Origin of the sequence: Streptomyces sp. NBC_00210, from assembly GCF_045160975.1 — a bacterium.
In the GTDB taxonomy this organism is placed as follows: Bacteria; Actinomycetota; Actinomycetes; order Streptomycetales; family Streptomycetaceae; genus Streptomyces.
In genome coordinates, this window is the sequence record NZ_CP108120.1 from 7,129,945 (window position 1) to 7,152,054 (window position 22,110).

At 71.0% G+C, this 22,110-nt stretch carries 22 protein-coding genes; 10 read left to right on the forward strand and 12 right to left on the reverse strand.

Annotated elements, in window-relative coordinates:
• Nucleotides 1-259: 259 nt before the first annotated feature.
• The 3 genes from OG729_RS32290 to OG729_RS32300 all read left to right on the forward strand — a co-directional run bounded on the left by OG729_RS32290 (nt 260) and on the right by OG729_RS32300 (nt 3,511).
• Entirely contained in the window at nt 260-1,291 is a 1,032-nt protein-coding gene (locus OG729_RS32290) for a PP2C family protein-serine/threonine phosphatase (RefSeq protein WP_360876193.1), read from the forward strand.
• 297 nt (nt 1,292-1,588) lie between these two features.
• Nucleotides 1,589-2,929 (forward strand): transcriptional regulator, encoded by a 1,341-nt coding sequence (locus tag OG729_RS32295; RefSeq protein ID WP_405809438.1) that lies wholly within the window; start codon nt 1,589-1,591, stop codon nt 2,927-2,929.
• Nucleotides 2,930-2,980: 51 nt separating this feature from the next.
• Entirely contained in the window at nt 2,981-3,511 is a 531-nt protein-coding gene (locus OG729_RS32300; RefSeq protein WP_360876197.1) for an NUDIX domain-containing protein, read from the forward strand.
• A 9-nt stretch (nt 3,512-3,520) separates the two neighbouring features.
• On the opposite strand, the gene OG729_RS32305 is transcribed toward OG729_RS32300, so the two are convergent.
• Both OG729_RS32305 and OG729_RS32310 read right to left on the reverse strand, forming a co-directional pair.
• Complete coding sequence (locus OG729_RS32305; RefSeq protein WP_405809439.1) at nt 3,521-3,781, reverse strand: hypothetical protein; 261 nt, start codon at nt 3,779-3,781, stop codon at nt 3,521-3,523.
• A 184-nt stretch (nt 3,782-3,965) separates the two neighbouring features.
• The gene (locus tag OG729_RS32310; RefSeq protein ID WP_405809441.1) at nt 3,966-4,826 is read right to left on the reverse strand and encodes a 3-hydroxybutyryl-CoA dehydrogenase; all 861 of its coding nucleotides are present in this window, start codon (nt 4,824-4,826) and stop codon (nt 3,966-3,968) included.
• Between the two features lie 173 nt (nt 4,827-4,999).
• Between OG729_RS32310 and OG729_RS32315 the strand changes: the two genes are divergently transcribed.
• Nucleotides 5,000-6,250: a glycoside hydrolase family 10 protein gene (locus OG729_RS32315; protein WP_405809443.1), complete on the forward strand. Its 1,251-nt coding sequence runs from the start codon at nt 5,000-5,002 to the stop codon at nt 6,248-6,250.
• 141 nt (nt 6,251-6,391) lie between these two features.
• Here the strand turns inward: OG729_RS32315 and OG729_RS32320 are convergent, their stop codons facing one another.
• A complete protein-coding gene (locus OG729_RS32320; RefSeq protein WP_360876204.1) occupies nt 6,392-6,580 on the reverse strand; it encodes a DUF1918 domain-containing protein in 189 nt (62 codons plus the stop codon).
• Between the two features lie 68 nt (nt 6,581-6,648).
• Nucleotides 6,649-7,545, reverse strand: coding sequence for a DMT family transporter (locus tag OG729_RS32325; RefSeq protein WP_405809446.1), 897 nt, complete (start codon nt 7,543-7,545; stop codon nt 6,649-6,651).
• Here OG729_RS32325 and OG729_RS32330 point away from each other — a divergent pair.
• Entirely contained in the window at nt 7,544-9,010 is a 1,467-nt protein-coding gene (locus OG729_RS32330; protein ID WP_405809448.1) for a PLP-dependent aminotransferase family protein, read from the forward strand. The genes OG729_RS32325 and OG729_RS32330 overlap by 2 nt on opposite strands.
• Before the next feature lie 59 nt (nt 9,011-9,069).
• Here the strand turns inward: OG729_RS32330 and OG729_RS32335 are convergent, their stop codons facing one another.
• A complete protein-coding gene (locus OG729_RS32335; protein ID WP_405809450.1) occupies nt 9,070-9,327 on the reverse strand; it encodes a DUF6461 domain-containing protein in 258 nt (85 codons plus the stop codon).
• 113 nt (nt 9,328-9,440) lie between these two features.
• Here OG729_RS32335 and OG729_RS32340 point away from each other — a divergent pair, with 113 nt between their 5' ends.
• Complete coding sequence (locus OG729_RS32340; protein ID WP_360876212.1) at nt 9,441-10,016, forward strand: histidine phosphatase family protein; 576 nt, start codon at nt 9,441-9,443, stop codon at nt 10,014-10,016.
• A gap of 55 nt (nt 10,017-10,071) precedes the next feature.
• On the opposite strand, the gene OG729_RS32345 is transcribed toward OG729_RS32340, so the two are convergent.
• Together OG729_RS32345 and OG729_RS32350 are read right to left on the reverse strand one after the other, a co-directional pair.
• Complete coding sequence (locus OG729_RS32345; RefSeq protein ID WP_405809452.1) at nt 10,072-11,301, reverse strand: RNA polymerase sigma factor; 1,230 nt, start codon at nt 11,299-11,301, stop codon at nt 10,072-10,074.
• Nucleotides 11,302-11,309: 8 nt separating this feature from the next.
• Nucleotides 11,310-11,663 (reverse strand): YciI family protein, encoded by a 354-nt coding sequence (locus OG729_RS32350; protein ID WP_360876216.1) that lies wholly within the window; start codon nt 11,661-11,663, stop codon nt 11,310-11,312.
• 276 nt (nt 11,664-11,939) lie between these two features.
• Here OG729_RS32350 and OG729_RS32355 point away from each other — a divergent pair, with 276 nt between their 5' ends.
• Nucleotides 11,940-14,159: an NADP-dependent isocitrate dehydrogenase gene (locus tag OG729_RS32355; protein ID WP_405809454.1), complete on the forward strand. Its 2,220-nt coding sequence runs from the start codon at nt 11,940-11,942 to the stop codon at nt 14,157-14,159.
• A 158-nt stretch (nt 14,160-14,317) separates the two neighbouring features.
• On the opposite strand, the gene OG729_RS32360 is transcribed toward OG729_RS32355, so the two are convergent.
• Nucleotides 14,318-15,262, reverse strand: a complete 945-nt coding sequence (locus OG729_RS32360) for a helix-turn-helix domain-containing protein (RefSeq protein ID WP_360876220.1) — start codon at nt 15,260-15,262, stop codon at nt 14,318-14,320.
• 209 nt (nt 15,263-15,471) lie between these two features.
• Here OG729_RS32360 and OG729_RS32365 point away from each other — a divergent pair, with 209 nt between their 5' ends.
• Genes OG729_RS32365 through OG729_RS32375 form a run of 3 tightly spaced genes read left to right on the forward strand, consistent with a single transcriptional unit; the run spans nt 15,472 to nt 16,998 of the window.
• On the forward strand, nt 15,472-16,140 hold the full coding sequence (locus OG729_RS32365; protein WP_405809456.1) for a DJ-1/PfpI family protein: 669 nt from the start codon (nt 15,472-15,474) through the stop codon (nt 16,138-16,140).
• 52 nt (nt 16,141-16,192) lie between these two features.
• Nucleotides 16,193-16,498 (forward strand): hypothetical protein, encoded by a 306-nt coding sequence (locus OG729_RS32370; RefSeq protein ID WP_405809457.1) that lies wholly within the window; start codon nt 16,193-16,195, stop codon nt 16,496-16,498.
• 20 nt (nt 16,499-16,518) lie between these two features.
• Entirely contained in the window at nt 16,519-16,998 is a 480-nt protein-coding gene (locus OG729_RS32375; protein WP_405809459.1) for a DUF2269 family protein, read from the forward strand.
• 94 nt (nt 16,999-17,092) lie between these two features.
• Here the strand turns inward: OG729_RS32375 and OG729_RS32380 are convergent, their stop codons facing one another.
• The 4 genes from OG729_RS32380 to OG729_RS32395 are packed head-to-tail and all read right to left on the reverse strand — an operon-like array spanning nt 17,093 to nt 21,951.
• On the reverse strand, nt 17,093-18,241 hold the full coding sequence (locus tag OG729_RS32380) for an XdhC family protein (protein WP_405809461.1): 1,149 nt from the start codon (nt 18,239-18,241) through the stop codon (nt 17,093-17,095).
• The gene (locus OG729_RS32385; RefSeq protein ID WP_405809462.1) at nt 18,234-20,414 is read right to left on the reverse strand and encodes a xanthine dehydrogenase family protein molybdopterin-binding subunit; all 2,181 of its coding nucleotides are present in this window, start codon (nt 20,412-20,414) and stop codon (nt 18,234-18,236) included. Before OG729_RS32385 ends, OG729_RS32380 begins: the two co-directional genes overlap by 8 nt.
• Complete coding sequence (locus OG729_RS32390; RefSeq protein ID WP_405809463.1) at nt 20,411-21,403, reverse strand: FAD binding domain-containing protein; 993 nt, start codon at nt 21,401-21,403, stop codon at nt 20,411-20,413. The genes OG729_RS32385 and OG729_RS32390 overlap by 4 nt, the downstream gene beginning before the upstream one ends.
• A complete protein-coding gene (locus OG729_RS32395) occupies nt 21,400-21,951 on the reverse strand; it encodes a 2Fe-2S iron-sulfur cluster-binding protein (protein ID WP_360876235.1) in 552 nt (183 codons plus the stop codon). The genes OG729_RS32390 and OG729_RS32395 overlap by 4 nt, the downstream gene beginning before the upstream one ends.
• Nucleotides 21,952-22,110: the final 159 nt, after the last annotated feature.

Sequence of the window (22,110 nt, forward strand, 5' to 3'; positions counted from 1 at the left end):
GGTGCGCCCCTTTTTGCGCCGGTGGGAGGGGAGGGACCCCGCCTCACTCATTTGGGTGAGAACGTGGGGCGTTGTTCCCGCCGAGCGCCGGGCGGTCGACAGAATCGACCCGACCGTAGGGGCGGGCTGCGCGCCGGACAGGGCCTATGAGGGGACCATCCGCATGATCCGTATCTGGTCTGGGGGAGCCTTTCCGGCCTTGCGGCGGGCGAGGGCAGCGCGCGTCGGCGATTCACGGATCCGGCGGCTTCTTCCCTTGATGCTTCCCACCGCGTGGGGCGTCGCCGCCCTCACCTGGAAGATCGCCTGCCCGCAGGAACAGCCGGAGAGTCTTGGCGAGCGGATCGTCACCGGCGTCGTCTTCTTCACCGTCGGCGCCGGGCTTGTGCTCGGGATCAGGCGGGAGCTGAGCCGCGAGCTCAGACGCGTCCGCGAAATCGCCCATGCCGCGCAGCGGGTGCTGCTGCGGCCGCTGCCGCCGCGACTGGACGGGCTCGCTCTTGCCGCGGGCCAGCTCTCCGTCAGCCGCGGTGCCGTGGTCGGCGGTGACCTGTACGAGGCGGTGGCGACGCCGTACGGCGTCCGCATCGTCATCGGGGATGTTCGCGGCCACGGCCTGCCCGCGATCGGGGCGGTCGCCGCGGTGCTCGGCAGCTTCCGGGAGGCCGCCTACGACGAGCCCGAACTCGGCGGCGTACTACGACGGTTGGACCGGGCGATCGAGCGGCATCTGCGGGAACGCGCCCGGGACGAGCATCCGGCGGTCGGCGGGGGAGAGCCGCAGAGCCCGTCGGCGGAGGAGTTCGTCACCGTACTGCTGCTGGAGATCGGGGCCGACGGCGGTGTGGCGGCACTCAATTGCGGCCACCCCTGCCCGTACCACCTGCGCTGCCGTGGCGTGGCGCCGCTCGCCTGCGGCGAACCGCTGCCGCCGCTCGGCCTGTTTCCGCTCCCCGCCGAGCTGCCGGTGCACCGGTGTGCGCGGGTGCTGCCCGGTGAGGGGCTCTTTCTGCACACGGACGGGGCGGCGGACGCCCGTGACGCGTCGGGGAAGTTCTTCGGTCTGGAAGCCGTGCTCGCCGAGGCCGTGCTGGCTGAGGCCACACTCGGCTCGCCGGTCTCGCCCGCCGCCGTCATCACCACCGTTCACTCGCAGTTGCTGCGGCACACCGGCGGGCGGCTCGCCGACGATGTGGCGCTGCTCGTGCTGCGCAACGACCGGTCCCGGGTGCCGACGCAGTGCGGTGACACCGCCCTGCGCCGAACCCGGCGCGAACCCTCCAATCGCTAGCTAGCCACCTGCAGCCATGTGCAGCGACCGGCAACCAAGGGATTGCCGTGCGGCCGGCGCCGCCCGCCCTGCCGCGGAGTGTCGGGCAGATCAGCAGGGCAGACGACGCGATCGAGGGCCGCCGCACTGTACGAGGGGGAGCCGGCGGCCCGGCCGCCTCCTTGAGAGGCATTTCAGTCAACCGGCGCACGTGGCACGGCGGCAGAGCGCGCGGGGCACAGATCGGGGCACTCCGTTCACACCCCGTGCGAATCCCCCTCCACTAGGCTGAGCCCACCGAGCCACCGGAGGGGCCCCATGCAGCCCAACACCCTGCTCGACGCCCTGCTCGACGAGGCGGGCATCTCCAACGCGGGTCTCGCCGCCCGCGTCAACCAGGCGGGCCGGGCAAGAGGCCTGTCACTGCGGTACGAACATACGGCCGTGGCACGGTGGTTGAAGGGCCAGCGGCCACGCGGCCAGGTGCCCGACCTGATCTGCGAGGTGCTCGCGGCCCGGCTGCGCCGGGCAATAACGCTCGGCGACATCGGCCTGGGAGTGGCCGGCGACGCGGGTACGCCGCCCGGCTCGCCGCTCTGCGGTTTCGTGGAGCGCGCCACCGCACTGTGGCGCTCCGACGAGCAGCAGCGTCCGCACATCATCGAGGCGCCCGCGGTCACCGGGACGCCCGCCGTCATGCCCGTGTGGGAGTGGGAGAACCCTCCGGAGGACTGCGACGTCTCCCGCTCCGGCCAGACGCGCGTCAGCATGGCGGACATCAAGATGCTGCGCGCCGCCCGGGCGCACTACGAGCTCATGTACCGCAAGGCGGGCGGCATCGCCACCCGCGCCCGCATCGTCGGCTTCCTCAACGCCGAGACCGCGCCGCTGCTGCGCGGCGGGTACAGCGATGCCCTCGGCCGTCAACTGCACCGTGCGACGGGCGGTCTGGTGGCGGTCGCCGGGATCTGTGCGTACGACTCCAATGCGCACGGCCTCGCCCAGCGCTACTTCCATCAGGCACTGCGGCTCGCAAAGGCCAGCGGGGACCGGGGACTTGGGGCGTATGTCATCGCGCTGCTGGTCAACCAGTCGCTGTTCATGGCCGAGCACCGGCAGGCGGTGGCCTTCGCGGAGGCGGCGCTGCGGGCCGCCGGGCATCAGATCACCCCGGCGCTGGCCGCCGATCTGTACGCGATGCAGGCGAAGGCGTACGCGCATCTCGGCGACGGCGGCAGTGCGCTTCGGTGCATCCGCCGTGCGGAACTGGAGGCGGAGCGGATCCTTCCGGGGGCCGAGCCGGACGAGACCGGCTACGTCCAGCCGGGCCTGGTGAACGTCCAGGTCGCCGAGGCCCTGCTCAGCCTCGGCGATCTGCCCGCGGCGCGCGAGCACGCCGCGGCGGCCGTGGACACTCCCGCGCACGACCGCGGCCGGGTCCACCGGCTCGCCATGCTCAGCCAGATCGAGCTGCGCCAGGGCGAGGTGGACCGGGCGGCGCACACCGCGGCGGAGATGGTGGAGCGGGCGAGGGGGATGGAGTCGCAGCGACTGAGGGACCGGCTGCGCGCGGTGCGCAAGCATCTCGTGGCGAGCGGATGCACCAATGCGGACGAGGCGGCCGAACTCATCGACGGGGCACTGCGCGTTCCCCTCTGACCGCGCTCCTGCTGCGATATTGCCATCTACTTGTCGGAAGGTGGCAGAAAAGTGCAGTGGACGAACTTAAGCGAACAAACTGTGTATGAAAACCGCTGGTTCAGGGTCAACCTGGCCGACGTCGTGCTCCCTGACGGCCGGCACCTGGACCACTTCCTCATCCGGCTCCGGCCGGTCGCCGTGGCAACCGCGGTGAACCGGGCCAACGAGGTACTGATGCTCTGGCGGCACCGCTTCATCACCAACAGCTGGGGCTGGGAGCTCGCCGCGGGAGTCGTCGAGGACGGCGAGGACATCGAGGCCGCGGCCGCCCGCGAGATGGAGGAGGAGACGGGCTGGCGCCCGGGCCCCCTCCAGCACCTCATGACGGTCGAGCCGTCCAACGGTCTCACCGACGCCCGGCACCACCTCTACTGGGCCGAGGACGCGACGTACATCGGGCACCCCGAGGACGACTTCGAGTCCTCGCGCCGCGAGTGGATACCGCTGAAGCTGGTCCCCGACATGGTCGCCCGCGGCGAGGTCCCGGCCGCCAACATGGCGGCCGGGCTGCTGATGCTCCACCATCTGCGGCTGGGCTGACCTCGGCGGTCAGTGGCCGAGCGTCTGCCAGACGGCAATCGCCAGAGCTCCGAGAGCGGTCAGCGCGGCCACGGCGGGCAGCGGCCACCTGGTGTGCTCGAGTGTCCCGACACGCGCTGCCAGATCGGTGAGATCCCGGTCGATCTGGTCATTGCGCTGTGCGAGCAGTGCCAGGTGCCCGTCGATACGGGCGAGGCCGACGTCGAGGCTGCGGCGCAACTCGGCGAACTCTTCGACGACCACTAAATGATCAGGGTCGGTGGTGGTCACTGATTGGCTCCTCTTCGGGAAAGTTGGACAGCGGACCCTTGACTGAAGCGGAACCGAGTCAACTCTCCCTGGTCGGAGGGCGGGAGCGTGTGCGCACGGCATATGCGGGCACGCCCCGCACACTCCGTGTGAATCAGGAGTACGAAGCCGTCACGCGCCCGGCCGGATCAGGGCTACGGCCGGATCAGGAGTACGGGTAGAAGCCGGAGCCCGACTTGCGGCCCAGGCGGCCGGCGTCCACCATCCGCTGCAGCAGCGGGGGAGCGGCGTACAGCGGCTCCTTGAACTCCGCGTACATCGAGTCCGCGACCGAGGCGACGGTGTCCAGGCCGATCAGATCGGAGAGCTTGAGCGGACCCATCGGGTGGGCGCAGCCGAGCTCCATGCCGTTGTCGATGTCCTCACGGCTGGCGATGCCCGACTCGAACATCCGGATCGCGGAGAGCAGATACGGGATGAGCAGGGCGTTCACCACAAAGCCCGAGCGGTCCTGGGCGCGGATCGGATGCTTGTCCAGCACCTGCTGCACCACGGCCTCGGAGCGCTTGATCGTCTCCTCGGAGGTGGTGAGCGCCGGGATCAGCTCGACGAGCTTTTGGACCGGGGCCGGATTGAAGAAGTGGATGCCGATGACCTGGTCCGGACGGGAGGTCGCGACGGCCAGCTTCACCAGCGGGATGGAGGAGGTGTTGGAGGCGAGGATCGCGTCCTGGCGGGTCACCACCTGATCGAGCACCTGGAAGATCTCGGTCTTCACCTGCTCGTTCTCCACGACGGCCTCGATGACGAGATCGCGGTCGGTGAACTCCCCGAGGTCGGTGGTGAAGCTGAGGCGCTCCAGCGTCGCGTCGCGCTCCTCCTCGGTGATCTTGCCGCGTTCGGCGGCCTTCGAGAGGGAGTTGTAGAGGCGCGTGCGGCCGATCTCCAGGGCCTCGCCCGTGGTCTCGGCGACCTTCACCTCGAGGCCGCTGCGGGCGCACACCTCCGCGATGCCTGCGCCCATCTGGCCACAGCCCACCACTCCGACGCGTGCAATGTCGGCCATTGAGTCCGTCACCTCGTGCCTTTCGCTGATCCACTGCGGCAGGCCCCCGTATGGTTCCGGTGCCCGCCTCGACCCCCCGACGTTACTCCGGATGTGCGTGTGCACGACGGCCAGGGGGCGGGCATGCTGTGCCGCAACGGCCGCCGGCACCGGCAATCCCCAGGGGGCAGGACATGGCACGGATCGGCAGAAGGCGCTTTGTGATGACGGCGGCCGGAGCGCTGGCCGCGCTCGCGACGGCCGGGGACGCGGCCGCCGCCCCCGAGCGCTCGTCCGCACACCGGGGACACGGGCCCGAGCGGGAGTTCCGCGGGATGTGGCTCGCGACCGTCGCCAACCGCGACTGGCCGTCCAGGCCCGGCCTCACCGCCGCCGAGCAGCGCGCCGAGCTCCTGGCCCACCTCGATACCGCCGTCGCCCGGAAGCTGAACGTCGTCGTCCTCCAGGTCAGGCCGACCGCGGACGCCCTGTGGCCCTCGCCGTACGAGCCCTGGGCGCAGTACCTCACCGGGTTGCAAGGTCAAGCCCCCGGCTGGGACCCGCTGGGCACCGCCGTGCGCGAGGCCCATCGGCGCGGTCTCGAGCTGCATGCCTGGTTCAATCCGTACCGCGTCGCGAATCACACCGACCTGACCAGGCTGGTCGAGACCCATCCCGCGCGGGTGCACCCGGAGTGGGTCCTCCCGTACGGCGGGAAGCTGTACTACAACCCCGGCATTCCCGAGGTCCGCCGTTTCGTCCAGAAAGCGATGATGGACGCCGTGCGCCGCTACGACATCGACGGCGTGCACTTCGACGACTACTTCTATCCGTATCCGGTCGCAGGACAGGTCTTCGCCGACGACGACGCCTACGCGCGCTACGGCGCTGGCTTCCCGGACAAAGCCGCATGGCGGCGGGACAACACCGACCGGCTGGTCCGGGAAATGGCCGAGCGGATCAAGAAGGCCAAGGAGGACCTTCCCTTCGGGATCAGCCCGTTCGGTGTGTGGCGCAATGCCGCGACCGACCCACTCGGCTCGGACACCAGGGCCGGTGTGCAGACGTACGACGATCTGCACGCCGATACCCGCAAGTGGGTCAGGAAGGGCTGGATCGACTACGTCGTCCCGCAGATCTACTGGCACATCGGCTTCGCCCCGGCCGACTACGCCAAGCTGCTGCCCTGGTGGAACGACGTGGTACGGGGCACCGGCGTCGACCTCTACGCGGGTGAGGCCCTTTACAAGGCAGGCGATCCGGCTCAGCCCGCGCCCTGGCAGGATCCCGCCGAACTGTCCCGCCATCTCACGCTGGCGCGCTCCTGCTCCGGTGTGCGCGGGCACTGCTTCTTCGCCGCGAAGGAGGTCACGGCCGACCGGATCGGGGCGATGGCCAAGGTGGTGGCCGACCACTATCCGACCAGGGTGCGGCCGCCGGAGTGACGACGAGCCGGGTCAGGGCATGCCGATGCCCGGCCGGGCAGGGTCATGCCGTGCCGGGCCGGGTCAGGAGGGGTCTGCTGGGCCGGGCCGGGGCAGGAAGGGCCTGCTGGGCCGAGCCGGGGCAAGGCCGGTCAGGCGCCGCTAGTGCCGCGGAACTACGACCGTGTCGGGGCCCGGCGACATCAGCGCCTCGTGCCCGTCGTCCTCGAAGCGGACGCGGTACGGGGGAGTGCCGTCCTGTCCGAGGACTTCGACGACTTCGGCGAAGCGGTCGTGCTGTCCCACGGTCCTGCCGTGCACCAGCAGCTTGTCGCCCGTGTTCGCATGCATCGGGAGTGACCTCCTCGAAGGCGGTGGTCCGTGTTTCGAGTCTACGGCCGGGGGCGGGAGTTGCACCCTCAGATTCGGGCCCACTGGGTGACCGCGATGCAGACCAGAACGGCGGCGGCCGCAACCGGAGCGGCGGCGGACAGCCGCTCGCCCAGCAGGGACACGGACCAGACGAGGGTGAGAAGCGGCTGAGCGAGCTGGAGTTGGCTGGCTCTGGCGATGCCGATCGACGCCATGCCCCGGTACCAGACGTACAGGCCGCAGAAGGTCGAACCGGCGGCGACCCAGAGCAGTCCGATCGCACCGTGCGCCGTCAGCCGGACCGGCTCGACCCACAGCGCGAGAGCCGATCCGGCGAGGCTGAGCGGCAGGCAGAGCATCAGGGCCCAGCCGATCACCTGCCAGCCCGGCATCAGCCTGGCCAGCCTGCCGCCCTCGGTGTAGCCGGCCGCGCAGACCAGCAGCGCGCCGAAGAGATACAGGTCGCCGGCCTGGAGCGCGCCGCCGCTCTGCTGGACGGTGAAGACGATCACCACGGCGGCGCCGGCGAGCGCCGCCAGCCAGAAGGTGCGCGAGGGGCGGCGTCCCGTGCGCAGGGCGGCGAAGGCGGCGGTGGTCAGCGGCAGCAGCCCGACCACCACGGCCGCGTGCGAGGTGGTGGAGGTCTGAAGCGCCAGTGTCGTCAGCAGGGGAAAGCCCACAACCACGCCGCCGGCCACCACGACGAGCCCGGCCCAGTGGCGGCGCTCGGGCAGCGGCACGCGCAGCGCGAGCAGAAAGCCGCCCGCGATCAGCGCGGCGATGACGCTCCGTACGGCGACGAGCGACCAGGGGCCGAAGCTCTCGAGGCCCCAGACGGTGGACGGGAAGGTGAGCGAGAAGGCGACGACGCCCAGCGCGGCGAGAAGGGTGCCATTGCTGACCGCTATCGAGGTGGTGGGAGTAGCGCTATCCTGTGCTGTCATGCAAGAGCGTAGCAGTGTGGCGGATTTGGCGAATGTCCTGAAGCGGGAGCTCAACCGCTACTCACCGGGTGGGAAGCTGCCGTCGAGTCGGGTGCTGGTCGAGAAGTACCGTGTCTCTCCGGTGACCGTGTCCCGCGCGCTGGCTCAGCTCGCCGCCGAGGGCCTGGTCGTCACCCGCCCCGGCGCCGGTGCCTTCCGGGCGCAGCCCCGTACCGACACCGCCCAGGCACCGGGGGACACCTCCTGGCAGGAGGTCTCTCTCAGCGCCGACGCCGCGACCGAGCTGGTGCCGCGCGCCGTCGACGCCGCGGGGGTGCTGGCCACGCTCGCCGCACCGCCGCCCGGAGTCGTGGAGTTCAACGGCGGCTATCTGCATCCCTCCCTCCAGCCGGAGCGGGCGATGGCCGCCGCGCTGGCCCGGGCCGGACGACGGCCCGGCGCCTGGGGCAGGCCGCCCACCGACGGACTGCCCGAGCTGCGCGAGTGGTTCGCGCGCGGCCTCGGCGGCACCATCGGCGCGGCGGACGTACTGATCACGGCGGGCGGTCAGTCCGCGCTGACCACCGCGCTGCGCGCGCTCGCCCCGCCCGGCGCCCCCGTACTCGTGGAATCCCCCACCTACCCGGGCATGCTGGCGATCGCCCGGGCCGCCGGGCTGCGGCCGGTGCCGGTCCCGGTGGACGCGCAGGGAGTGCGTACGGAACTGCTCGCCGCCGCCTTCAGGGCGACCGGCGCCCGGGTCTTCGTCTGCCAGCCGCTCTTCCAGAACCCGACCGGAGCGGTGCTCTCGGCCGAGCGCCGCCCGGATGTGCTGCGTATCGCCCGCGAGGCCGGAGCCTTTGTCGTCGAGGACGACTTCGCCCGCAGGCTGGTCCACGAGGACGCGGGCCCCCTGCCGCGCCCGCTCGCCGCGGACGACCACGAGGGAGTCGTCGTCCATGTCAGCTCGCTGACCAAAGTGACCTCGGCCAGCCTGCGCGTGGGCATGCTGGCGGCTCGCGGGCCGGTGCTGGAGCGGCTGCGCGCCATCCATGTCGTCGACAACTTCTTCGTCCCCCGCCCCCTTCAGGAAGCCGCCCTGGAACTGGTCGGCTCACCCGCCTGGAGCCGTCATCTGCGCTCCGTGTCAGGGGAGTTGAAGGCGCGCCGCGACACGCTGACCGCCGCCCTCCGCCTCGGCCTGCCAGAACTCGCCCTCCCGCACATCCCGTCCGGCGGCTACCACCTCTGGCTGCGCCTCCCCGACGGCGCGGACGAGGCCGCCCTGCTCTCCGCGTCCTTGCGCGCGGGTGTGGCACTCGCCCCCGGACGCCCCTACTTCTGCGCCGAACCCCCGGCCGGACATGTGCGGTTGAGCTTTGCCGGCGTCGCAGGAACGGCCGAGATCGCCGAAGGCGTACGACGGCTGCGAAGCGCCTGCGACGAGGTGCTGGCTGACCGGCCCGGCACAGGCCAGCCGGGCTGATCAACCGTCACAAGTGGTTGGAGTGACCGGCCGGCACGAGATGCGGGGCCGACCTGCCGTCACGAGCCGCTGGGCAGCAGTGCCATGCCGCTTGTGAACCCGGCGGTCGCCAGGAGCATGTCCCACGCGTCGTACGCGGGCTCGATCAGTTCGTGCACCCCGGTGACCCGGATGTGCTGCGCGGCGCCGAGGCGCGACAGCAGGGCCTCGGGTGCACTGCCGCGCACCAGCGTGATGCAGTACGCCTCGTAAAGATCGTCGAAATCCTCGCCGAACCACAGATGGTCCGTCGCGGTCGCCCCGCTCGTCTCCGCCATGATCCGAGCATGGCAGCCGCCACTGACAGCGCCCGGCCATGGCCGCCGACCGGCTGCCACCTCGCCTTAAGTCACCTCTTGACCTGCGGGGGTTTCGCAACCACGATCGCGCCATGACTGTCCGGATGACGCTCGTCGCGGCCGCCCGCAGCTCCGCCCTGCTCGCGGAGCGCTTCGACGACGACCGGCCGCTCGACCAGGCGGGCTGGTACGAGGTCCAGCTCGCCGCGCACGCCCTGGTGCCACTCAGCGCGGCAGAGTTGCGCTACTGCGCGCCGACCGCCCGCAGCCGCGCGACCGGCGATGCACTCGGCTATGCGCCGCTCGTCCAGCTCGCTCTTCGCGACTGCGACATGGGCCGCTGGCGCGGCCTCACCCTCGCGGAGGTGACCGCCCGCGAACCGGGCGCCGTCGACGCCTGGCTCGCCGACCCGCGCTCGGCCCCGCACGGTGGCGAGCCGCTGCTGGCGTTCATAGCGCGCATAGGGGCCTGGCTGGACACCCGCCCCGCCGAGGACTGCCGCTCCATCGTGGCCGTCGCCGAGCCCGCAGTCGTACGAGCTGCCCTGGTGTACGCACTCAAAGCGCCGCCCTCGTCGTACTGGAACGTGGACGTCCGGCCGCTGTCGACCGTCACGCTGACCGGTCAGGCGGGGCGCTGGAGCCTGTGCCTGCAGACGGCCGCCTGATGCACGTACCGCCGCCGAGGCCGCCCGCCCGGCTCGGCGCGCACCGCACGGCGAACTAGTGCCTGTCTTTGCCGAGCGCCTCGCGTTTGCGTTGCAGAAAGGATTGCTCGGCCGCGTTCTCGGTTCGCTCGATCGCCGTCTCGTATGCCCGTACCGCCTCCTCGTCGCGTCCCAGCCGCCGGAGCAGGTCCGCGCGGATGGCGTGGAAGAGGTGATGGCGGTCGAGAGCGAGCCCGTCGACCAGGGCGAGTGCCGCCGCCGGGCCCTCCACCTCGGCCACCGCGACCGCGCGGTTGAGAGCCACGACCGGGTTCGGGCCGAGGGCGAGCAGCTGGTCGTACAGCTGCAGAATCTGCGACCAGTCGGTGGCCGCCGCGACCGGCGCATCGCTGTGGACCGCGTTGATCGCCGCCTGGATCTGGTACGGACCCGGCTGGTCACGCCGCAGACACTGCCGGACCAGCTCCTGGCCCTCGGCGATGAGGGCCCGGTCCCAGCGGCCGCGGTCCTGGTCGGCCAGCAGGACGAGGCCGCCGTCGGACGCGGTGCGGGTGGCCCGGCGCGACTCGGTGAGCAGCATCAGCGCCAGCAGCCCCTTGACCTCCGGCTCGTCGGGCATCAGCTCGGCCAGCAGCCGGCCGAGGCGGACCGCCTCCGCGCAGAGGTCGTCACGCACCAGACGCTCACCCGAACTGGCCGTGTAGCCCTCGTTGAAGATGAGGTAGACGACGGCGAGCACATCCCGCAGGCGGTCCGGGAGATCGGCGTCGCGCGGGACCCGGTAAGGGATGCCTGCGTCGCGGATCTTGCCCTTGGCGCGGACCAGGCGCTGCGCCATGGCCGGTTCGGCGACCAGGAACGCGCTCGCGATCTCCGCGGTGGTGAGCCCGCCGAGGAGCCTGAGGGTCAGGGCGACGCGCGAGGCGGGGGCGAGCGCCGGGTGGCAGCAGGTGAAGATCAGGCGAAGCCGGTCGTCGCGCACAGGTCCCTCCTCGGCTCCTTCGTCACGGGCGTGCAGCAGGGCGGCCTGGGCGTGCCGGTTGGCGCGGGACGCCTCCCGGCGCAGGCGGTCGATAGCCCGGTTGCGGGCGGTGGTGATGATCCAGCCCGCCGGGCTCGGGGGCACTCCGGTGGACGGCCACCGCTGCACCGCCGTCGTGAACGCGTCCTGGACCGCCTCCTCGGCGACATCCATGTCACCGAAGACGCGGACCAGGACGGCGACCGCGCGGCCGTACTCCTCGCGGAACACGCGCTCCATCACCGATGCGGGCACTTCCGGCATGCCGGACGTCACCCGGTGGATACGTGCTGGAACGGCCTCACCTCGATCGGGAGGGTGATCGCCCGGGCGAGCTTGCGGCCCCATTCGAGCGCGGCGTCCAGATCGGCCGCCTGGATCACCGTGAACCCGCCGATGTGCTCCTTGCCCTCGACGTACGGACCGTCGGTCGTGAGCACCTCGTCGTCCTTCAGCCGCACCACGGTGGCCGTGCTCGGCGGGTGCAGACCCCCGGCGAACACCCAGGCACCGGCCGCCCTGAGCTCGGCATTGACGGCCTCGAGGTCCCGCATGATCGGATCCAGGAACTCGGGAGGCGGCGGCGGTCCGTCGGGCTGGTAGATGCTGAGCAGGTAATGCTTCATGGTCTGACTCCTCGGTACGGCGGCGGCCTCTTGCCTGCCGCTCACCCTCTATACGAATGGCCTTCCGCCGGATCGACATCCGACGCGGCCGAGGCCGGCAGATTTTTTCGCGCGGCACCGGTCGGTCATGCGTTCACTCGGCGCGCACCGCCGTGAGCAGTGAGTCAGCCGTCGACAGGTCTGCCGTCGACAAGGAGCCAGGGCCCTGCCGAGAGGGGGTCGGACACGAGATATCTTGATGTCGAGCAATGTTGCAGACGTGGAGCGGAGCACCCGGTGACTGACTCGACCATCATCTATACGCACACTGACGAGGCCCCGGCCCTGGCAACCCATTCGTTCTTGCCTGTCGTCCAGGCGTACGCCTCGACGGCCGGGGTCACTGTGGAGACGCGTGACATCTCGCTCGCGGGGCGGATCATCGCCAGCTTCCCCGAGCATCTGGAAGAGGGCCAGCGGATCGACGACGCCCTCGCCGAGCTCGGCGAGCTGGCCAAGACGCCGGGCGCGAACATCATCAAGCTGCCGAACATCTCGGCTTCGATCCCGCAGCTGAAGGCGGCGATCGCCGAGCTGCAGGAGCAGGGCTATGCGCTGCCGGACTACCCGGACGACCCGAAGTCCGACGAGGACCGGGACGTCCGTGCGCGTTACGACAAGGTCAAGGGCAGTGCCGTCAACCCGGTGCTGCGTGAGGGCAACTCCGACCGCCGTGCCCCGGCGTCGGTGAAGAACTACGCCAAGGCGCACCCGCACAGGATGGGCGCGTGGGTGTCCGACTCGAAGACGAACGTCGCGCACATGGTCGCCGACGACTTCCGCTCCACCGAGAAGTCCGCGGTCATCGCCGAGGCCGGATCGCTGCGCATCGAGCTGGCGGGGGACGACGGCAGCACCACCGTTCTGCGCGAGTCGGTTCCCGTACTCGCGGGCGAGGTCGTCGACGCGTCCGTGATGCGGGTAGCGGCACTGCGGGAGTTCCTCACTGCGCAGGTCGCGCGTGCCAAGAGCGAGGGCGTGCTGTTCTCGGTGCACCTGAAGGCCACGATGATGAAGGTCTCCGACCCGATCATCTTCGGCCATGTAGTACGGGTCTTCTTCCCGAAGACGTTCGCCGAGCACGGCGCGGCGCTCGCCGCGGCCGGACTGAGCCCGAACGACGGACTCGGCGGCATCCTCAAGGGCCTTCAGTCGCTGCCCGAGGGCGCGGCGATCAAGGCGTCCTTCGAGGCCGAGCTCGCCGAGGGCCCGGCCCTGGCGATGGTCGACTCCGACCGGGGCATCACCAACCTGCACGTACCGAGCGATGTCATCGTCGACGCCTCCATGCCGGCCATGATCCGCACCTCCGGTCACATGTGGGGCCCGGACGGCCAGGAGGTCGACACCCTCGCGGTCCTCCCCGACAGCAGCTACGCCGGCATCTACCAGGTCGTCATCGACGACTGCCGCGCGAACGGCGCCTTCGACCCCTCGACGATGGGCTCGGTGCCCAACGTCGGCCTCATGGCGCAGAAGGCCGAGGAGTACGGCAGCCACGACAAGACCTTCGAGATCCCCACCACGGGCACGGTGCGGGTCGTCGACGGCGGTGGCAACGCCGTGCTCGAGCAGACCGTGGGCGCCGGCGACATCTTCCGCATGTGCCAGACCAAGGACCTGCCGATCCAGGACTGGGTCAAGCTCGCCGTCACCCGCGCCCGCGCGACCGGTGACCCGGCGGTGTTCTGGCTCGACGAGGGCCGCGCGCACGACGCGACCCTCATCGAGAAGGTCAGGACCTACCTCGCCGAGCACGACACCGAGGGTCTGCAGATCGAGATCATGTCCCCGGTCGAGGCGACCGCGTTCTCCCTGGAGCGCATCCGCCGCGGCGAGGACACGATCTCGGTCACCGGCAATGTGCTGCGCGACTACCTGACCGACCTGTTCCCGATCCTGGAGCTCGGCACGAGCGCCAAGATGCTCTCCGTCGTCCCGCTCATGAACGGTGGCGGACTGTTCGAGACCGGTGCCGGCGGCTCCGCGCCCAAGCACGTCCAGCAGCTCGTCAAGGAGAACTACCTGCGCTGGGACAGCCTGGGCGAGTTCCTCGCGCTCGCGGTCAGCTTCGAGCACCTCGCGCAGACGACGGGCAATGCGCGCGCCCAGGTGCTCGCCGACACGCTGGACCGGGCGACCGGCGCCTTCCTCAACGAGAACAAGTCGCCCAGCCGCCGGCTGGGTGGCATCGACAACCGTGGCAGCCACTTCTACCTGGCGCTCTACTGGGCTCAGGAGCTGGCGAAGCAGACCGACGACGCGGAGCTCGCCAAGGCGTTCGCCGCGCTCGCTCAGACGCTGTCCGAGCAGGAGCAGACCATCGTCGACGAGCTGATCGCGGTGCAGGGCTCGCCGGCCGACATCGGCGGCTACTACCGGCCGGACGCGTCGAAGGCCTCGGCCGTGATGCGTCCGTCGACGAGCTTCAACCAGGCTCTTGCGACCCTCGGCTGACGCGACCCTCGGCTGACGCGACCCTCGGCTGACGCGAGGCGACCGCCCTCCGTTCGCACCTGTTCCGCCCCGGCTGGGATCCCAGCCGGGGCGGTTGCGTATTCGTGCCCGCCGGGGGTTTCCGGCGTATCCGCGTCACACACGTCGCACACACGTCGTCACGCACCCTGGAAGGCGCGCCGATAGGCGTGCGGGCTGGTGCCCACGAGGCGCTTGAAACGGTCCCGGAATGCGGTGGGCGACCCGAAGCCGACTTGCGTGGCGATCCGGTCGACGGGGTGGCCCGTGGTTTCCAGCAGGTACTGGGCCTGGCGGATCCGCGCCCGTTGCAGCCACTGGAGCGGTGAGGTGCCGGTCTGTTCCCGGAACCGCCGGTTCAGAGTGCGTACGCTCATCCCGGCCTGCGAGGCGAGATCGTCGAGTGTGAGGTCCCGGCGCGCGTTGTCCTCCATCCACCGCAACAGGGGCTCGATCACCGAGCCACGTGGGGCAGGCGGTTGCTCGTGGACGATGAACTGGGCCTGTCCGCCCTCCCGTTCGAGCGGCATGACGGACAGGCGGGCCGCGTCGGCGGCCACGGCAGAGCCCAGGTCGCTTCGGATCATGTGCAGGCACAGGTCCAGCCCGGCGGCGGCTCCGGCCGAGGTGAGCAGTTGGCCGTTGTCCACGTAGAGAACGTCGGGGTCGACGTCGACGGCGGGGTGGCGGGCGGCAAGCTGCGCGGCGGCGGCCCAGTGGGTGGTGGCCCGGTGGCCGTCCAGGAGTCCGGTGGCGGCCAGGACGAAGGCGCCGGAGCAGATCGAGGCGAGTCTGGTGCCCCGGGCGGCGGCCCCCCGCAGGGCGTCGAGGACCTCGTCCGGAACGGGAGCGGAGGGGTCGCTGATGCCGGCCACGACGATCGTGTCCGCCTCGGCCAGCGTGTCCAGCGGCCAGTGCGCACGTAGCGTGAACGCGCCGGCCTCCACCTCCTCGGTGGGCGCGCACACACGGACGCGGTAGGCGGGGCGCCCGTCGGGGAGCCGCGTTCGTCCGAACACCTCGATAGGGGTGGACAGGTCGAAGGGGATGACTCCGTCCAGGGCGAGGACAGCCACGGTATGCATGGCTCAACCATAGGAGGACGCCGGGTCCCGGCCAACCGATTCCACCTGCCTTCCCCCTCTTCTGCACTGGTGGGACGGCCCACGGGCCTCTTGGCCGGAATCCGTTGGGATCTGGCACTTCAGCCACTACTGGGCCGTCCGGGCCGTGACTAGCGTCGGTGTCCGCGCCCCACCGAGGGCACTGCTCCAACAGAAAGGGATCACTCCTGATGCTGTGTCAGATCGTGCTGTTCGACGGATTCGACCCGCTGGACGTCATCGCCCCCTACGAGGTGCTGTTCGCCGGCGGGATGGCGGCACCGGGCGCGCTGCAGGTCGAGCTGGTCTCGGCCGAGGGTCCGCGCGAGGTGCCCAGCGGCTCGGGACTGCTCTCGCTGCGAGCCACCGCCGCACTCGACCCGCAACGCGCGGACCTGGTCCTCGTGCCGGGAGCGGCGGGCCCCATCGGCGACCTCTCCAACCCTGACGCCCCTGGGAACGAGGACTCCATCCCCGCTCTGCTCGGCCGTTCGCTGCAGACCGGACTGCCGGCCCTGCTCAAGGAGGCCCTCGACCGTCCGGGGCTGACCATGACCACCGTCTGTGGCGGCTCCATGATCCTCGCCATGGCCGGGCTGATCGATGGCCGGCACGCCACCACCAACCACCTGGGTCTGGACCTGCTGGACGCCACCGGCGTGGTCGCGATCGACGCCCGCGTCGTCGACGACGGCGACCTGGTGACCGGCGCGGGCGTCACCTCCGGCCTGGACCTCGGCCTGTATCTGCTGGAGCGCGAACTCGGCCCCCGCATCGCCCACGCCGTAGAGCAGCTCTTCGCGCACGAGCGCCGGGGCACTGTCTGGCGCGCCACCGGCCCGGTCCCTGCCGGCTTCTGACGTCCACCCCCTGAACGCCCGGCTCCCTAGCACTCGAGAAAGCGCACCCCATATGTCTGTCGAAGGTACCTGGAACCTCGTCATCGCCACCCCGATCGGCAAGCAGCGGGCCGTACTGCGGTTCTTCACCGAGGACGGCGCACTGCGCGGCGTCGCCGCGGGCGAGGCGGAAGAGGTCCCGCTGTCCGATCTCACACTCCAGGCCGACCGGCTGACCTGGCGGCAGTCGGTCACCCGGCCGATGCGCCTCAACCTGGCCTTCGACGTCGCTGTCCACGGCGACGAGCTGACCGGCACAGCCAAGGCCGGCCGGCTGCCCTCCACCAAGGTCACCGGTCACCGCGCCGCGGACGCCTGACGGAAGCCCCCGGAACCGACATGACGAAATTCCTGCTCACCGTCCACGTCCTGGCGGCCATCATCGCCATCGGTCCCGTGACCGTGGCCGCCAGTATGTTCCCGCCCGCCACCCGCCGCGCCCTGGCCGCACCCGAAGATGCAGCGGCTCTCGCCACGGTGCGGACCCTGCACCGAATCTGCCGGGTGTACGCCGTGATCGCGGTCGTGGTGCCGGTGTTCGGCCTGGCGACCGCCAACAGCCTGCACGTACTCGGCAGCCCCTGGCTCCTCACCTCGATCGCGCTGACCGTCGCCGCCGCGGCCGTACTCGCCGCACTCGTGCTGCCACGTCAGAGCTCCGTCCTGGCCGCCCTCGACGCCACGGACGGAGTGCGGGACGCGACGGCCCTCCGTCGGACGGCCGGGCAACTGGGGATGTACACAGGGGTGTTCAACCTGCTGTGGGCCACGGTGACCGTCCTGATGATCGTCCGCCCCGGATCCACCACAGGAGCCTGATCATGAACCGACCGAGCAGACTCCATCTGATCGTCATCATCGCGACGGCCCGCGAGGCAGAGATGCGCTCGGCTGCGGCGCTGCCGAGCCCGTCTCACGCCGCCGCTCGGGCGCGGGCCTCGCCGTCCTCCCTCCCGTCCACGTCATGGTGAATGGGCGTCCCCGAACCGGTCAGCGGAACCCCCGTCCCGCCCCGGCGCGCCGCGACGATCTCCGCCGCGATGGACAGAGCGGTCTCCTCGGGGGTACGGGCGCCGAGGTCGAGGCCGATCGGGGAGCGCAGGCGGGCCAACTCGCCTTCGGTGACGCCGACTTCGCGCAGGCGCCGGTTGCGGTCCTCGTGGGTGCGGCGCGAGCCCATCGCGCCGACGAACGCGACCGGCAGCCGCAGAGCCGTCTCCAGCAGGGGAACGTCGAACTTGGCGTCATGGGTGAGCACGCACAGGACGGTTCGTTCGTCGGTCGCGGTGCGCCGGAGGTAGCGGTGCGGCCAGTCGACCACGAGGTCGTCGGCCTCGGGGAAGCGGACGCGGGTGGCGAAGACCGGCCGGGCGTCGCACACGGTCACGTGGTAGCCGAGGAACTTGCCCGCGTGTACGAGCGCCGTCGCGAAGTCCACGGCGCCGAAGACGATCATCCGGGGCGGCGGCACCCTCGACTCCACGAACAGCGTCACGCCGCCCGGGCAGCGCGACCCGTCCTCCGCGATCTCGACGGTGCCGGTGCGGCCGGTGTCCAGCATCGCGCGGGCCTCCGCCGCCGCCGTCCGGTCCAGTTCCGGATGTCCGTCGAGGCTGCCCTCGTACGATCCGTCCGGGTGGACGAGCAGCGCCCTGCCGAGCAGTTCGCCCGGCCCCCGGGCCACCCGGGCGAGTGCCGCCGCCTCTCCTCGGTCCGCGGCCGACACCCCTGCCTGGAGCACCGGCGCATCCGATCGCATCGGCGTGACCAGGACTTCGATGACGCCGCCGCAGGTGAGTCCCACGGCGAAGGCGTCCTCGTCGCTGTATCCGAACCGTTCGCGCACCGTCCGGCCGTCCTGGAGCGCCTGGACGCACAGGTCGTACACCGCCCCTTCCACGCAACCGCCGGAGACGGAACCGATGGCGGTGCCGTGACTGTCGACGGCCAGGGCGGCGCCAGGACCGCGCGGCGCGCTGCCGCGCGTGGCCACGACGGTGGCGACGGCGAAGTCCCGGCCCTGATCGAACCAGCGGTTCAACTCCTCGGCGATGTCAAGCACTCCGGGCTCCCTCCGCCGCCCGACGCCGGGCTTCGTCCGCCGCCCGCAGGACGCGGTCCGGACGGATCGGCAGGTCCCGGTGGCGTACGCCGGTCGCGTGCCACACCGCGTTGGCGATCGCGGCGGCGACGCCCACGACGCCGATCTCGCCGATGCCCTTGATCCCGACCGGGTCGTCCGGGACGGGGTCGTCCACCCAGTCCGCCTCGATGAGCGGCACGTCGGCGTGCGCGGCGAAGTGGTAGCCGGCGAGGTCGGCGCCGACGTGGCCGCCGGAGGCCTGGTCCCTGATCGCCTCCTCGTGGAGGGCCATCGACAGCCCCCAGGTCATTCCGCCGATGAACTGGCTGCGGGCGGTGAGCGGGTTGACGATGGTGCCCGCGGCGTAGATGCCGAGCAGCCGTCGCACGCGCACCTCGCCGGTGGTGACATCCACCGCGACCTCGGCGAAGTGTGCTCCGAAGGAGTGCCGTTCCTTCTTCGCGAGGGCGCCGATGGCCTCGGCGGTGTTCGACCGGGCGGTGATCCCCTCCGGCCCAATGCCGCCTCCCAGGGCCAGTCGCTCCCGCAGTTCGTCCGCCGCGACCCTCACCGCCCACGCCCAGGAGCGCGTGCCCGTCGAGCCGCCGGCGAACATCGCCGGGCCGAGGTCGCTGTCCGCGATGTGCACACGGATGCGGTCCGGATCCACCTCCAGCGCGTCCGCGGCGACCAACGTCATCGCGGTCCGTGCCCCGGTCCCGATGTCCGTCGCGTTGATCCGCACGGTGAAGGTTCCGTCCGACTCCGCGGTCACGGCCGCCGTGGACGGGCCGACTCCCGAGGGGTAGGTGGCCGCCGCCGTTCCGGTCCCGAGCAGCCAGCGCCCCTCACGGCGCAGGCCGGGACGCGGGTCCCGGTCCGCCCAGCCGAACCTGCGGGCGCCCTCCTCGAAGCAGGCGAGCACATTGCGGCCGCTGAACGGCAGCCCGGACACGGGACCCGTCTCGGGTTCGTTGCGTGCGCGCAGCGCGATCGGGTCCATGCCGCACTTCTCGGCCAGTTCGTCGAGGGCGGATTCGATGGCGAAGGATCCCGGTGCCTCGCCCGGTGCGCGCATCCAGGTCGGGGTCGGCACGTCGAGCCGTACGAGCCGGTGAAGGGTGTGATGCGCCTCGGCGTCGTACATCACGCGCCCCATCACGGCGCTCGACTCGATGAATTCATGCACGGTCGACGTCAGACTCTGCGCCTGGTGGTCGAACGCGAGCAGCCGCCCGTCGGCGTCGGCGCCGAGCCTGATCCGCTGCGCCGTGGGGCTGCGGTAACCGACGAGGGAGAACATCTGGCGGCGGGTCAGTACGACGCGGACCGGGCGGTGGAGGACGGTCGTGGCCATCACGGCGGCCACCTGGTGCGGGCTCATGCCCTTCGATCCGAAGCCGCCGCCGACGTGTTCGGACCGTACCCTTACGGCGGCCGGATCGAGGGAGAAGAGCTGCGCGAGTTCGTTCGCCACCCAGGTGCTGCCCTGGTTGGAGTCGACGACGTCGAGCCGGCCGCCGTCCCAGCGAGCCGTCGCCGCATGCGGCTCCATCGCGTTGTGGTGCTCCTCCGGTGTGGTGTACTCCTCGTCCACGACGACGGCGGATGCCTCGAGTTGGGCCGCTACGTCCCCCTTGTGAGTCTGGGCCTGGACCATCGGGTTGTTCTGGGGCGTGTACGCACCGGAACGTCCGGCGAAGAACGAGACGTCGTGCGGCTCCTCGTCGTATCGGACCACGAGCGCCTCGGCGGCCTCCCTGGCCTGCTCGGACGTTTCGGCCACGACCAGCGCCACCGGCCAGCCCACGAAGGGCACACGGTCGTGCTGGAAGATCCCGAGGACCGGGTTCGGCCGCCCCACCATGCCCACATAGTCGGTGTCGACGCGCGGCGCGTTCTGGTGGTGCAGCACGGTGAGGACGCCGGGCATGGCCAGGACGGGGGCCTCCGCCACGGAGCGGATACGGCCACGGGCGACGGTCGACAACACCAGCCAGCCATGGGCGAGTTCGGCGAAGGGTATCTCTCCTGCGTAGCGGGCCGCCCCGGTGACCTTGTCGCGGCCCTCCACGCGGGTATGGGCGGAGCCGACGGCTCCCGTCACGGCGGCGATTTCGGTCGTCGTGGTCGGCGTCGGCGTCGTCGTCATCGGGCCGCCTCCTCGGTGAGTTCGGTCAGCACGGCCACGACGAGATTGCGCATCAACGTCACCTTGTATCCGTTCTCGGGGAGCGCCTCGGCGGCCGCCAGTTCGGCATCCGCCGCCGCGGCGAACGCCTCCGCGCTCGCCGGGCCGCCGGTCAGCACCCGCTCGGCCGTACGGGCCCGCCACGGCCGGGACGCGACCGCCCCGAACGCGAGGCGCACTTCGCGTACGACATCGTCGTGGACGTCGAGCGCGGCGGCGATCGAGCCGATCGCGAACGCGTACGAGGCGCGCTCGCGTACCTTCCGGTACCGCGAGTGGGCCGCGACAGGGGCCGGCGGCAGCGTGACGCCGGTGATCAGCGCGCCGGGCGGAAGGGCGGTCTCGATCTGCGGGGTGTCGCCCACGGGCAGGTAGAACTGGGGAAATGGCAACTCGCCCGGACCGTCCGCCGTTTCGTACGAGATGACGGCGTCGAAGGCGGCGAGCGCGACCGCCATGTCCGAGGGATGGGTGGCGACGCAGTGCTCGGAGGCGCCGAGGATCGCGTGGTTGTGGTGCTCGCCCATGAGGGCGGGGCAACCGCTGCCGGGGGCACGCTTGTTGCACGGTTTGCTGAGGTCGGTGAAGTAGCCGCAGCGGGTCCGCTGGAGCAGATTCCCGCCGACCGTGGCCATGTTGCGCAGCTGTCCCGAGGCGCCGGCCAGGACGGCCTGCGCCAACGCCGGGTAGTGACGCCGTACGTCGGGGTGGGCCGCGAGATCGCTGTTGGTGACGGTCGCGCCGATGCGCAGCCCACCGTCGGGAGTGAACTCGACTCCGTCGAGAGGAAGTTGGCGCACGTCGACGAGCAGCGCGGGCCTTTCCACGCCGGCCTTCATCAGGTCGACGAGGTTGGTGCCGCCGCCGAGGAAGCGGGCGTCGGGGTCGGCGCCGAGCAGAGCGAGTGCTCCGGAGACGTCGAGGACGCGTTCGTAGCCGAATTCCCTCATACCGCCGCCTCCTTGGCCTCGGCCGCCTCTGCCGCCCGCGCGACCGCCTGCACGATCGACACATAGGCGCCACAGCGGCAGAGGTTGCCGCTCATCCGCTCGCGGATCTCTTCGGCGGTGAGCGCAGGCACTCCCGCTTCGGGCCGGACATCGTCGGTCACGGCGCTCGGCCAGCCCGCCGCGTGTTCCTCGATCACCCCGAGGGCCGAACAGATCTGCCCCGGTGTGCAGTAACCGCACTGATAGCCGTCGAGGTCGAGAAAGGCCTGTTGCACCGGATGCAGCCGCTCACCATCGGCCACGCCCTCGATGGTGGTGATCGCGCGCCCCTCGGCCGCGACCGCGAGCTGAAGGCAGGAAACGGCCCGGCGCCCATCGAGCAGCACCGTACAGGCGCCGCATTGGCCCTGGTCACAGCCCTTTTTGGTACCGGTCAGATCGAGATGCTCGCGCAGGGCGTCGAGCAGGGTGGTGCGATGGTCGACGGGCAGCGTGTACTTCTCGCCATTGATGTTCAGGGTGATGGCGCTGGACGTCGATGGGGCCATGATCAGCCTTCTTTCGCATTTCTGATGCGCGTCGAACGAGACGATCCCGGCAGACAGTCCGGGAGGGAGAGGGCGATGCGGGTGTATGAACCAGTGACGATGGGCACCGGTCGGCCACGCCGGCCGGTCTGCCGCTATGGTGGATCTAAGCGGACAGCT